The 12714-nt window shown below is 45.9% G+C and carries 11 protein-coding genes; 10 read left to right on the top strand and 1 reads right to left on the bottom strand.

Annotated elements, in window-relative coordinates:
• The first annotated feature begins 185 nt into the window (after nt 1-185).
• From AC4OGX_RS10490 to AC4OGX_RS10450, 9 genes are all read left to right on the top strand, one after another.
• Complete coding sequence (locus tag AC4OGX_RS10490) at nt 186-1337, top strand: double-cubane-cluster-containing anaerobic reductase (protein WP_493330351.1); 1152 nt, start codon at nt 186-188, stop codon at nt 1335-1337.
• A gap of 103 nt (nt 1338-1440) precedes the next feature.
• The gene (locus tag AC4OGX_RS10485; RefSeq protein WP_493330349.1) at nt 1441-2214 is read left to right on the top strand and encodes an acyl-CoA dehydratase activase; all 774 of its coding nucleotides are present in this window, start codon (nt 1441-1443) and stop codon (nt 2212-2214) included.
• Nucleotides 2211-2702: a C-GCAxxG-C-C family protein gene (locus AC4OGX_RS10480; protein WP_493330348.1), complete on the top strand. Its 492-nt coding sequence runs from the start codon at nt 2211-2213 to the stop codon at nt 2700-2702. Before AC4OGX_RS10485 ends, AC4OGX_RS10480 begins: the two co-directional genes overlap by 4 nt.
• Nucleotides 2703-2766: 64 nt before the next feature.
• Nucleotides 2767-3687 (top strand): TDT family transporter, encoded by a 921-nt coding sequence (locus AC4OGX_RS10475; protein WP_493330347.1) that lies wholly within the window; start codon nt 2767-2769, stop codon nt 3685-3687.
• Between the two features lie 77 nt (nt 3688-3764).
• Entirely contained in the window at nt 3765-3989 is a 225-nt protein-coding gene (locus AC4OGX_RS10470) for a hypothetical protein (RefSeq protein WP_493330346.1), read from the top strand.
• On the top strand, nt 3989-4162 hold the full coding sequence (locus AC4OGX_RS10465) for a hypothetical protein (protein WP_493330345.1): 174 nt from the start codon (nt 3989-3991) through the stop codon (nt 4160-4162). The genes AC4OGX_RS10470 and AC4OGX_RS10465 overlap by 1 nt, the downstream gene beginning before the upstream one ends.
• A 250-nt stretch (nt 4163-4412) precedes the next feature.
• Nucleotides 4413-5186, top strand: coding sequence for a tyrosine-protein phosphatase (locus AC4OGX_RS10460; RefSeq protein WP_493330343.1), 774 nt, complete (start codon nt 4413-4415; stop codon nt 5184-5186).
• 121 nt (nt 5187-5307) lie between these two features.
• Nucleotides 5308-7983 (top strand): glycoside hydrolase family 3 protein, encoded by a 2676-nt coding sequence (locus tag AC4OGX_RS10455; protein ID WP_493330342.1) that lies wholly within the window; start codon nt 5308-5310, stop codon nt 7981-7983.
• Nucleotides 7984-8012: 29 nt separating this feature from the next.
• Nucleotides 8013-9233 carry an AraC family transcriptional regulator gene (locus tag AC4OGX_RS10450; RefSeq protein WP_493330340.1) on the top strand — a complete coding sequence of 407 codons (1221 nt, stop codon included), beginning with the start codon at nt 8013-8015 and terminating at the stop codon, nt 9231-9233.
• Between the two features lie 98 nt (nt 9234-9331).
• Here the strand turns inward: AC4OGX_RS10450 and AC4OGX_RS10445 are convergent, their stop codons facing one another.
• Nucleotides 9332-9709 carry a DUF5655 domain-containing protein gene (locus AC4OGX_RS10445; RefSeq protein WP_493330338.1) on the bottom strand — a complete coding sequence of 126 codons (378 nt, stop codon included), beginning with the start codon at nt 9707-9709 and terminating at the stop codon, nt 9332-9334.
• 377 nt (nt 9710-10086) lie between these two features.
• Between AC4OGX_RS10445 and AC4OGX_RS10440 the strand changes: the two genes are divergently transcribed.
• Nucleotides 10087-12585 carry a glycoside hydrolase family 2 TIM barrel-domain containing protein gene (locus AC4OGX_RS10440; RefSeq protein ID WP_493330336.1) on the top strand — a complete coding sequence of 833 codons (2499 nt, stop codon included), beginning with the start codon at nt 10087-10089 and terminating at the stop codon, nt 12583-12585.
• Nucleotides 12586-12714 lie beyond the last annotated feature (129 nt).

Here is a 12714-nt window from a genome sequence, read left to right as displayed (position 1 = left end):
ACATGTCTTTCGGCGGGCATACAGTTTCTCTGCAAAATAAGGTATAGAATTTCCCTATAAATCCCCTTGTATATGAATTTTATTGATTAGTGCTTCCGCCCGGAAAATGTTAAAATATGGACATACTGTATCCGGGAGATTTATCATTCCGGGGCAAGAAGAAACACGAATTGGAGGATTCAAGCATGGAAGTAATCAAAGATCTGCCTGAGGTATTTGAGGAATTTGCCGAACAGCGGAAAAATTCGTTTCTTGCGGTCAAAGAATTGAAGGAAAAAGGAATTCCGGTCGTAGGAGCATACTGCACCTATTTCCCGCAGGAAATCGCTATGGCAATGGGGGCTGCCACAGTTAGTTTGTGTTCCACCTCTGACGAGACGATCCCGGTGGCAGAGAGGGACCTGCCGAAGAATCTGTGTCCGTTGATCAAGTCCAGCTACGGCTTTGCGGTCACAGACAAATGTCCGTTTTTTTACTTTTCTGACGTAGTCGTCGGGGAGACTACATGTGATGGTAAGAAGAAAATGTATGAATATATGTCCGAGTTTAAGGATGTATTTGTCATGGAGCTTCCGAACAGTCAGAGGGAAGACAGTTTAAAGCTCTGGAAGAACGAGATCATCCGTTTTAAGGAATACCTGGAGAAGAAGTTCGATGTTGAGATCACAGAGGATCAGATTCGTGAAGCGATCAGGGTAAATAATGCGGGCAGACGTTCTCTTAAGAGACTGTATGAAGTGATGAGACACGACCCCGCACCGATCAAAGGGCACGATCTGTTCAAGGTTCTCTATGGAAGTACATTCAAATTAGACAGGAGTGAGATTCCGGCAGAGGTGGATGCGCTTGTGGATAAGATTGAAAAGGAATATGCACAGGGCATCATGCAGGAGAGGAAGCCGCGTATTCTTGTGACCGGATGTCCGATTGGTGGCGCGACAGAGAAGGTAATCAAGGCGATCGAGGATCACGGCGGTATCGTGGTTACATATGAAAGCTGCAGCGGGGCAAAATCTATCGACAAGCTGGTAGACGAGGAGAACCCGGATGTATATGATGCACTGGCACGGAGATATCTGGATATCGGCTGTTCTGTCATGACCCCGAATCCAAACCGTCTGGAGCTGCTTGGCAGGCTGATTGATGAATATCAGGTAGACGGTGTGGTGGAGATGCTGCTTTCGGCCTGTCATACATACAGTGTGGAATCCAGGGGAATCCGCAAGTTTGTGAGTGAGGAAAAAGGCGTTCCATATATCAGTGTGGAGACCGATTATTCACAGGCAGATATCGGACAGCTGGGAACCAGGATCGCAGCCTTTATTGAAATGCTGTAGGCGGAAGTGCCAGCCATGGTGTGCCATGAAGAGTAAGACATGCGCTTCTTTGTAAAGACAGTGAGGCGTATTTGAATCCGGGTATTTTAGAAGGGTGAGAAGCATGGATTATGTAGGAATTGATATAGGGTCCACTGCATCGAAGGTGGTGGCGAGAGGAAGCAAAGAGCTGCATTTTACGCTGCCTACGGGGTGGAACAGTAAGGAAACTGCACTGGTCATCAGAGATCGGTTATTGGAAGCAGGCGTGGATGTCGGATCGGATGAAACCAAGACGATCGCTACGGGTTACGGGCGTGTGGCGGTTGATTTTGCCGATTATGTGGTGACAGAGATCACCTGCCATGCCAGGGGCGGCATTGAATTTGCCGGAACGGACTGTGCGATCATCGATGTGGGGGGACAGGATACAAAGGTGATCCTGGTAAGACAGGGAACAGTCCAGGATTTCCTGATGAATGATAAGTGTTCTGCAGGGACAGGTAAATTTCTGGAGATCATGGCGAACCGTCTCGGAATCACATTACAGGAATTATTTGATATGGCGGCTCAGGGAGAAGTGCTGCCGATCAGCTCCCTTTGTACTGTTTTTGCAGAATCAGAGATCATCAGCTATATTGGAGAAGGCCAAAAAAGGGAGGACATTGCTGCAGGTGTAGTAGAATCTGTGGCAGCGAAGGTGGCGCAGATGGCTCTGAGACGGGAGATGCCGGAGAAGATCATGCTGACCGGAGGGTTAAGTAAAAGTACATATTTTGCTAAGATATTATCAGAAAAAATCGGGAAGAAGGTGGAGAACACAGAGCTCGGCAGATACGCAGGAGCACTGGGGGCTTCGATCCTGGCAGAAGAAAAGACAAGGAGAAGACGAAGATGAACGTAAAAAAGGAAGTAAGCGTAAACAAGGTGAGAATAGATGCAGAGGAATATTTCAGAGGCGGATATTTCTGCTGTGAGGCAGTGATGGCTTCTATCCGTGATAACTTTGAACTGGATGTGCCAAAAGAGGTCATTGCAATGGCATCCGGTATGGCAGTGGGAGCAGGAAAATCAGGCTGTATGTGCGGCGCATTAAACGGAGGAATCCTGGCTTTGGGGCTGCTGTTTGGACGGTCAGAGCCAAATGGACCGCAAGATCCGAAAGCCGTGAAATGTATGGAGCTGACCCATGAGCTCCATGAATGGTTTAAAGAGGCAACGGGGAAAAAATCGGTCTGTTGCCGTGTTCTGACGAGAGAATTTGACATGGGGAAAGGGGAGCACAAAGAGCAGTGCGTGCGGTATACGGGACTTTGCGCAGGAAAGGTAGCTGAAATTGTAATACGTGAAATGGGCCTTGCCAATACAGATGAAAATCCGGCATAGTGCTATCAGAATGTACAGCGATGATGGGATGAGAGAAAGACTGGTGAAGAGGAGATAAAAGAAGATGAAAAATATAATACAGAAGGTTCCTCTGCCTTTATGTGGTGTGATGCTTGGAACGGCGGCGCTTGGAAATCTGCTGCAGAGTTATTCGGAAGGGATCCGGTATGTCTGCGGGATCGCGGCAGCATTTCTGCTGATCCTGCTTTTATTAAAATTGATCTTGTTTCCAGAGGCGTTTAAAGAAGATATGAAGAATCCGATCATGGCAAGCGTTTCAGGAACATTTTCCATGGCACTTATGATCTTAAGTACCTATGTAAAACCGTTTATTGGGAAAGGGGCTTACTATATCTGGCTGTTTGCGCTGGCGCTTCATATTGTACTGATCGTATTCTTTACAGTTCGGTTCATTGTACATATCCAGATGCCGAAGGTTTTTGCGAGCTATTATATCGTGTATGTGGGGATTGCAGTGGCAGCGATCACGGCTCCGGCTTATGAGAAAACGGCCATTGGAAGTGCCACATTCTGGTTTGGCTTTGCGGCTCTGATCGTACTTTTGGTTCTGGTTACTTACAGATATGCAAAGTTTCGCCAGGTACCGGAACCGGCAAAACCACTGATCTGTATTTATGCGGCTCCGGCAAGCCTGTGTATCGCAGGATATGTGCAGTCTGTGGCTGTAAAATCTAAAGGGCTGCTGCTGGCCATGCTGGTTCTGGCATGTGTGCTTTATATATTTGCACTAGTGAATGCGGTGCGGTATTTAAAGCTTCCATTTTATCCAAGCTATGCATCCTTTACTTTCCCGTTTGTGATCAGTGCGATCGCAGTGAAACAGGCGATGGCCTGTCTGGGAAAAATGGGGATGCAGATACCGGGGATGAGTGTGGTAGTCTTAGTTGAGACAGTGATCGCAGTGGTGCTGGTTGTGTATACTTATATCAGGTTTGTGCAGAAGATATTTGGTGGTGCGAAGTAAGTGCATTAATAAATAGGTTAGGTGAACTCGGTAAATCAAGAGGGGTAGATATTATCTTAACGACACATAATCCGATATTGCTGAATAAGTACGATAAGGAGAAACTCCTGGGGGTTTCTATCGTATACCGGGATCGGGAAAAGGGAATCAGCCAATTTATACCATTTGTTGAAATTGAACAGTATCCCAAACTTCTTGCAAAAGGCGGTCTGGGAGAAGCAATGCTGGATGATTCTTTAATTAAAATGATAAAAACTCCGCAAAAACCGATAGATTATACATGGTTGGAGGGAGGCATATAATGAATGTAAGATTTATGGACACCTCCATTGTGATGAATCTTTTGGAAATACCTAAAATGTGTTCGGATGCAAAAGCAGTTAAGGAAGAATTTTACAGTGCCGTTAATGCAGGAGAAACACTGATGTCAGGTTATAAAGAAGACTTAACTATGAAGCGACGGAGAAGTAAATAGTATAAAGGAAAAGGGCAGTGTGATTTGAGCGAATCATGCTGTCCTTTTCGGTATGTGAGGTTCACTTAAGCATTGGTAATAAATGAAGATAAAGTAAAAAATATAATTAGAATAACACACAAATCTGTCAAAAATGCAACGCAGGTGATACTATAATAGAAAGTAAAAAGATAAAATGGAAAAAACAACAAAGCAATTTAGATTTTTGAGAAATAGTCATAGGTAATCATTAGAAAAGATGGAGGCGCATATGGAATTTCAATTTTCAAAACTGGACAATTTCAGGGATCTGGGAGGGACACGGGCAGTAGACGGCAGGACAATAAAGCCTAAGAGACTGCTTCGTTCCGGGGAATTGTCTAATCTTACCACAGAAGATATCCGAATTCTCAGGGAAGAGTACCAGGTAGTGAATGTCGTAGATCTGAGGACTGAGAATGAAAGAAAATCATCTCCGGATAAAATAATACCGGGGGCTTGCCATATTGATCTTGATTTCTTTCCCGGGGAAGCTGCCAAAAAGGCGGACTGCAGTGAAGAACATCTGGGGAAGCTGCAAAGTGTTGAGCAGATGCATGAAAATATGTTAGAAACTTACCAGTCTTTTATTGAGGAGGAGCATGTCAGGAAATCACTGTATGAGTTCCTGAAACTTCTGCTTGAGACGAAAGAAGGGGGAACATTGTTCCATTGTTATGCGGGAAAAGACAGAACCGGAATTACCGCGGCAGTGATCCTGACAGTACTGGGTGTATCAAAAGAGGATATCATAAAAGATTATCTGGAAACAAACGTGCTGCGGGAAGGGATCAATCATACGATCCTTGAGTATCTCAGAGATGCGGGGGAGCCGGAGCATGTCCTGGAGGCAGTGCATGCAGGACTCTGTGTGAAACAGAGGTATCTGGAAACCGCTTTTGAAACTGCGGATAAGAAGTATGGGTCTTTTGAAAACTACATTTTACAGGGAATTGGGTTTGAACTGAAAGGCTGGGAAGAACTGCGTTTGATGTATCTCGGGTAAATAAGAAACATATGGGTTTTAAAAGTAACAAACATGATATTTACATCCTCATATTTGCTTATAATAAAAATGGATAAACGATAATCAGATAAAATGTTTTAAGAAATAGGAGGAGCTTACAATGGGTATGCAGGAATTTTTTGCACAGCTGCCAAGAGGAAAAGAGGATAAACCGCTGTTACTGGAGATGGGACCGTCAATCTACGATTTTCACGATATCGATGGGCTTTACTTTATGCTTGACCGGAATCTGTCAGGCTGTCTCATCATGATGTGGGCGAAGCAGATGGATCCAGAGTTTACAGGGAGGATCAGCCTTGATGGGAAACAGATCACACGTTATGTCATAAAACCGATGGCAGAAATGGGCGGTATGTGGATCCTGGGAGTTCCGCTTAGAGGACTGGTTACGGAATATGGAAAAGAGTATCAGCTTCATGTAGAGGGCTTTGTGGATACGGATGGAAATGAAATGAATCCGCAGGACTTTGTGGTGAAGGGGATTGACCGGGTTGATCCTGACATAAAGTATGAGGAGCATGAAAGGATTGCATGGCAGGCAGCGGCCGAGGGAATCGTACTGCTGGAAAACAAAAACCAGGTACTGCCGGTCAAAGAGGGAATGACCCTGAATTTATTCGGCAAGGGCATCCATCAGTTCAGAAATGGTGCTGTTGGTGCAGGTAAGATATCTCCGCGTTACAGTGTGAACCTGGCAGAAGCCGTCCGCGCGAGTGATCGCTTTTCATTAAATGAAGAGCTGGCAGAGTTCTATAGCTGCGATGAGGACGAGATCCCGGACGGTGAAATGCTGGCGCGTGCGAAGGAGCAGTCTGATATGGCAGTCATGCTTCTTACCCGGGCGGCCGGAGAGAACATGGATCTGTCTACCGCCAAGGGAGAATACTATCTGTCAGAAAAAGAAGAAAAATTACTGGAAACACTGGCAAATGAGTTTGAACATACAATCGTGATATTAAATGTGGGCTATCCCATTGATGTAAGCTTTGTAGAGCGCTACTGCATTGATGCACTTATCTATTCAGGGTTCGGCGGTATGCTGGGCGGACCTGCTCTTCTGGATGTACTGTCAGGGAAAGTGAATCCGTCGGGAAAACTGCCGGACACATGGGCAAAGGATTATTTTGATATCCCTGCCAGCCGTAACTTTTATGACTGTGTTGATAAGCCAAGACTGAATGCGGAATGTGATACCTATCTGGATACCTGTTATGAAGAGGATATTTATGTGGGATACCGGTATTTTACGACTTTTTCAAAGGAGACTGCCTATCCGTTCGGATATGGACTCAGTTATACAAGGTTTGCGATTGAGGCAGAAGTAACCGGATTGGGTACAGCCGGGCTTTGCGTGCAGGCAATTGTGAAAAATACAGGAAGCGTACCGGGAAAAGAGGTTGTGCAGATCTATGTCGGGAAGCCGGATGGAAAGCTGGAAAAACCGGAGCGGGAGTTAGTATACTTTGAAAAGACGAGAGAACTTGCCCCTGGTGAGGAACAAACATTCCAAATCACAGTTCCTGTTCAGCATATGACTTCTTACAGTGAAAAGGATGCGGCATACATTCTGGAGGCAGGAGTTTACAGCGTGTTTGTAGGAAACAGCGCAGAAGCGCCGAAGCACGGGACATTTGAAGTGCCGGAAGAGATCGTGGTGAAACAGGTTGTGAACCGGATGGTTCCGGAAGAAGAGATCCGTGTCCTCTCCAAATATGCACCGGAAGAAACCTGGCCTAAAGGAGAAAAATCAGGCGTATGTGAAGGAAAGACAACATTTCAGCCTTATGCTAAAAGACAGACATATCCGGTTGCAGAAATGATAAGGAAACTGGCAGAGAAACAGGAAGAAATCCGAGAGGAGAAGAGGCAGAACAAGGTGACCTTCGAAGAGGTAAGAAAAGATCTTTCAAAAGCAGCGGAATTTGCGGCACAGTTTGGGGTAGAAGAGCTTGCCCGGATTGCTGTCTGCGGTTCCGCAGGCTGGGGAATGGAAGGAATCGGTGAAGCGGGACACGTTGTGGGAATAGAAGGCTTTGATATGCCGTCATTCTTAGTATCCGATGGAAACAGTGGAGTGAACCTGAATGTGAAAAATATCGGGATGCCTTCCGGAGTGACGCTTTGTGCATCCTTTAATAAGGAACTCTGCCAGCAGGTCGGACGCGTTATTGGAGAAGAGGCAAAGGAGCTGGGAATGCCTATGATCCTCGCACCCGCATTTAATATCCACAGAAATCCGCTGAATGGCAGGCATCCGGAGTATTTTTCAGAGGATCCATATCTGGCAGGCATGATGGCAGGATATTACTGCCGGGGCATGGAAGGCACAGGGACCGCATCTTGTATCAAGCACCTGATTGCGAATAATTGTGAGAGCAGCAGGAAGAGAAACCAGAGTATTGTGACAGAGCGTGCGATCAGGGAAATCTATTTCAAGGCATTTGAAATCTCAATGGAAGTACACATGCCGGCGGCAGTGATGACGGCATATAATGCCTGCAATGGACAGCCGACTTCCACAGATGCAGATCTGATCCTGGGGATTTTGAGAGAGGAAAATGGGTTCAACGGGTTTGTCATGACCGACTGGACATCCTATGATACAGCTGATATCATAGAGATGGTGCAGGCAGGAAACTGCTGGATCACCCCGGGTTCCCTGGACGACACTTTCACAGCACAGATCGTAACCGGGGTGAAAGAAGGCCGGATCGAGAAGAGCCGTCTATTGGAAAATGTGACGTGGATCATCAGGACGATGGCGAGGTTCGCATAGTAATATGTGACTTCAAAATGGAGGTGAAGATGTTGGAAACAGAATATTTTATCTTGGAAAAACTTCATAATAACTGTGGGATACCGGTATGTGTGTATAAGAAGGAAGAGAAGAGAATAAGTTTTCCAAAGGAAGATGAGCGATCCAGCCTGTTTCAGTATGACAAAGAGTTTTTGCGCGAGGTTTGCCGGGCCGCAGACCAGAAACAGATTCCGATCATTTTTGTGGAAGAGATGAACGTATTCTTCGGTGTTTACAGAGAGCAGAAGGGGCAGTGCCATATATGGGGACCGGCTGCGCTTGAGAAGCTCAATCAGGTGCAGATCACAGCGTATAAGCATAGACATCATATAACGGACAAAGAGTTTACGATCCCGAAGTCTTCCCATGATATTCTTGCCAACATCATGTCGATCGCATTTTTTTCCTACAGCGGCCAGGCAGTTGATGAAGCAGATATCCCTGTGGAATGGAAGGACGATGAGGAGAAATATGCAGTCGGACCTGCAGATATTGAAAAACTTCAGTTAGAGAAATCCGAGATGAACCGGATACACAACAGTATCGAGTATGAGAATAAATTTGTTGGTATTGTAGAGGACGGGGATGTGGCCGCCATGAAGAGAATGATGCAGATAAACAGCATGGATGTAGAAGGAATCGGTGTTGTTGCAGAAAATGCATTAAAGCAGATGGAATATCTGTGTGTCTCTTCTGTCATGCTTGTGTCAAGGGCAGCGATCAGGGGTGGGATGAATCCGGAGGAGGCCTACGATCTCTCGGATATCTATTTAAGAAAACTGGAAAAATGTAAAACGGTAAAAGAGATGGGCATTGTTGGAGCCAAGATGCAGCTGGATTATACGGAACGCGTGCGTGCGGCGAAAGAGCGCAGGAAAGGAAACATTTACGTTGAAAAATGTAAGGACTATATCGGCATCCATCTGCGCCAGCATTTTCAGATCCAGGAGCTGGCAGAGGATATCGGAGTCAACCGCTCCTATCTGTCACGTGTTTTTACGGAGCAGGAGGGGATGTCGATCCGCGATTACATTGCAAAAGAAAGATGCAGTCATGCGGCGAATATGCTTTGTTATACGGATTACAGCATCTCTATTATTGCAGAATATTTCTGTTTTGCAACACAGAGCCATTTTGGAAAGCAGTTTAAAAAGATATATGGGATGACACCCAATGAATACCGCAAGGATAACCGGTATATCAAAAGTTATCATAGTGAAGAGAAGTAAGGATATTCTCCATAGCCTCATTTCTTCTTAGCTTTGCAGTATAAAATAGGACAGCTGATATCTGATCAACTGTCCTGTTGTGTACTTATCACCCTAATCTATTTACTTGCTGAAAATACAGCAGCTTCCCTGATCCACCCCATCAATTCGTCATCAACTTCTTCTGGATCAGAAAGAAGCAGATGATGTGTCCAGCGGTTCGGATAAGGCTCTGTGGCAATCTCAATGCGCTTGGAATCAAGTCTATAATCCAGCCCAAAGGTCACGACAATATAAATAGGCGGACATTCCTTTTTCCTTCGTATACGTGCAAAAGAGACACAGGAAAAAAGGTGCTTATTATAAAAGGAAATCTGACTTTTTTGGACTTTTATTCTCACATCTTCAATTTCTGTTACTATTTTCTCCGCCAGAACATCATATATCGGAAGTGCTTCCGAATGCTTATCAAAAAATAATAGTTCGTCACTGGTCATATTCTTCGCTCAGCCATCTTGCAATATCTCATACAGCTATTCCCTGATAATCATAGTTTTCGTGTCTGGTTCTTGCAAGACAAAAATTTCATGGCTATTCCTCCGTGTAAATCTATAATAACACATTATTCCCGAAAAATGAATTTTTTTATTTTTCGGGAATAATGGATCTTATGTGTTACAAAAGGCTGGAAAAAAGGCCTCCGCGATTGTTCCACATACGTGCCAGGAACGTAACATTTGTGATATTGAGAGTACCAGTTTTTTAATAAGATGGTACTAGTGCCTCACAAGCACTGATTACTGCAAGACTTATGCAGCGATGTACCAGAAATGAAAATGATATCCCTCTAAGGGGAGACGAAAGGAGCGCATATATGTTAAGAAAAAAGTGGAATTCAGGCTGGAAGGTCAACAAGGCAGGAGAGAGCCCGATGATGGCCGCAGTTTCAGGCATGCAGGGGGAGGAAAAGAGTCTGATCCTTCCACATGATGCCATGATACACGAAAAAAGGACGAAAGAAACGAAAAACCAGCATCAGACAGGCTTTTATCCGGGTGGATGCTATACATATACGAAAGTTTTTGACGCACCGGAGGAATGGAAGGACAAAACCGTCAGAATCGAGTTTGAGGGTGTCTATACAAACGCGAGAGTATTCATCAACGGTGATTATGCGGGCGGGCATCCCTACGGCTATACAGAATTTATGGTCTGCGCCGATGATTTCCTGAATTACGGAGGCGTGAATACAGTACAGGTCATAGCGAATAACAGCGCAGAAGAGAACAGCCGTTGGTATACAGGAAGCGGGATCTACCGGAATGTAAACATTTTGGTGGGCAATCAGATGCACATTCAGGAAAACAGTGTGAGAATTACCACCCCGGAGATCGAAGAAGACCTGGCAGTGGCAGAGGTGGAAGTGGATCTTCGCAATCTTGGAACCCAAAAGAAGCGGGTAGAGCTTCAGATTAAAATTCAGGATAGAAATGAAAATACAGTTGCATTAGAAAAGGTTCCGGTCACTTTGTTTGCGGGAAGTACGGAGCACTGCCGGAGCCGTATTCAGATAGAGAATCCATTTCTCTGGAGCTGTGAGACACCGGATCTGTATGAATGCCGGGCAGTAATCTTAGAGGAAGATATTCTGGTCGATGAGGCTGTCGAGACATTTGGGATCCGCAGGCTTTCACTGACAGCGAAGAAGGGGCTGCGTATCAATGGGAAGGAAGTGAAGCTTAGAGGGGCATGCATCCACCATGACAATGGAGTAATCGGGGCCTGTACGCTGGAAAAGGCAGAGGAGCGTCGTCTGAGACAATTAAAAGAGGCAGGCTTTAACTGCATCAGAAGTTCTCATCACCCGGTAAGCCGCGCGATGCTTGATGCATGTGACAGAGAGGGGGTTCTGGTGCTGGATGAACTGTTCGACTGCTGGACCCGCGCGAAGAACAATAATGATTATGCCCAGTATTTCGCGGATTACTGGGAAAAGGATGCAAAGTGTATGGTCGCGAAGGATTATAATCATCCGTCTGTCATCATGTACATTTCCGGAAATGAAATTCAGGAGGCGGGAACTGCAAAAGGGGCACAGTTAAACCGTGTCGTTACAGAAAAACTGCACGCCCTGGATGATACCCGTTATGTGACGGTTGCGATCAACGGGCTGCTTTCCTGCATGGACCGGATGGGAGATATCATCTGTGATATTACAGGCATGACCATGGAACAGATGATGCAGATGCAGGCACAGGCGGCTTCTGCTCCGGCATCCGATGCAGGCAGTGATGCGGCAAATGGAAGCACAGATCTGATGAAAGGGCCGATGGCAGATGCATTTGCGGCAAATCATATCGTAACAGAGATGCTGGAGGAGTTTTCCAGTGTTACGGATCTGGTTGGATATAATTATCTGACATCCCGGCATGAAATGGAGCATAACTTATATCCGAACAGGGTGATTCTCGGGACAGAGACTCTTCCGTCGGATATTGTCAGGCTGTGGAAGATCGTAAAAGAGAATCCACACGTGATCGGTGACATGACCTGGACGGGATATGATTATCTCGGCGAAGCAGGCGCCGGTGTGTTCTATTATGACGGGCGGCAGGGCTTTATGCCGAACTGGCCGATCTCCATCGCCTATCTGGGCGACATTGATATTATCGGGTATCGGAGGCCGATGAGTTATTTCAGAGAGATTGTGTATGGGCTGCGAAAAGAGCCCTATATCGCAGTCGAACCGCTGAATCATTATGGAGAAAAGCCAAACCAGTCTGCATGGCTTTGGAAAGATGAGATTGCAAGCTGGACCTGGGACGGATATGAAGGAAAACCGGCAGTGGTCAACGTATATTCGGATGCAGAGGAAGTGGAATTATTCCTGAATGGAAGATCTCTTGGCAGGAAACCGGCAGGAGAAGCAAATGGATTTATGGCATCTTTTGAAACAGCCTATGAGGCAGGAAAACTGGAGGCTGTCAATTACAGAAAAGATGCACAGGCAGAGAAGAACAGTCTGGCAAGTGCTGACAGCAAAGTAGAACTCTGTGTAGAGGCCGACTGTGAAATACTCAAAGCAGACGGAGCGGATCTGGCTTATCTCACGATATCACTGAAAGATGCACAGGGGCGCGAGAATCTCCAGGCTGTCCGGGAAGTAACCGTCACTGTAGAAGGCGCCGGGACACTGCAGGGCTTCGGAAGCGCTGATCCGGCTACGGAGAACGATTATGATAATACAACCTGGGAGACCTATCATGGATATCTGCTGGCGGTGGTGCGTGCAGGTCTGCAGGCAGGGGAGATTAAGGTGAGTTTTGAGGCACCGGGATGTAAGAAGAAAGAAGTGATACTCCAAGTTTTGTGATTTTCTCCAGCATCCTGCTCAGGGATACGCAGGAAGAGAAAAAAGCGCTGCCAAAAGCAAAAACCGAAGGCTGTGCAGAGGCAGAAGCATAGGGAAGAGAGAACATTGCAGTTACATATACTAGGAGGA

It is taken from the genome of Faecalicatena sp., assembly GCF_058819085.1.
This window is presented reverse-complemented; position numbering and strand designations above follow the sequence as displayed.

What these genes read in the sequence shown, in the direction of transcription:
- AC4OGX_RS10440 (WP_493330336.1), top strand. Translation starts at nt 10,087, where the DNA reads ATGTTAAGAAAAAAGTGGAATTCAGGCTGGAAGGTCAACAAGGCAGGA.
- AC4OGX_RS10465 (WP_493330345.1), top strand. Translation starts at nt 3,989, where the DNA reads ATGAATGTAAGATTTATGGACACCTCCATTGTGATGAATCTTTTGGAA.
- AC4OGX_RS10450 (WP_493330340.1), top strand. Translation starts at nt 8,013, where the DNA reads ATGTTGGAAACAGAATATTTTATCTTGGAAAAACTTCATAATAACTGT.
- AC4OGX_RS10445 (WP_493330338.1), bottom strand. Translation starts at nt 9,709, where the DNA reads ATGACCAGTGACGAACTATTATTTTTTGATAAGCATTCGGAAGCACTT.
- AC4OGX_RS10455 (WP_493330342.1), top strand. Translation starts at nt 5,308, where the DNA reads ATGGGTATGCAGGAATTTTTTGCACAGCTGCCAAGAGGAAAAGAGGAT.
- AC4OGX_RS10475 (WP_493330347.1), top strand. Translation starts at nt 2,767, where the DNA reads ATGAAAAATATAATACAGAAGGTTCCTCTGCCTTTATGTGGTGTGATG.
- AC4OGX_RS10460 (WP_493330343.1), top strand. Translation starts at nt 4,413, where the DNA reads ATGGAATTTCAATTTTCAAAACTGGACAATTTCAGGGATCTGGGAGGG.
- AC4OGX_RS10490 (WP_493330351.1), top strand. Translation starts at nt 186, where the DNA reads ATGGAAGTAATCAAAGATCTGCCTGAGGTATTTGAGGAATTTGCCGAA.
- AC4OGX_RS10485 (WP_493330349.1), top strand. Translation starts at nt 1,441, where the DNA reads ATGGATTATGTAGGAATTGATATAGGGTCCACTGCATCGAAGGTGGTG.
- AC4OGX_RS10480 (WP_493330348.1), top strand. Translation starts at nt 2,211, where the DNA reads ATGAACGTAAAAAAGGAAGTAAGCGTAAACAAGGTGAGAATAGATGCA.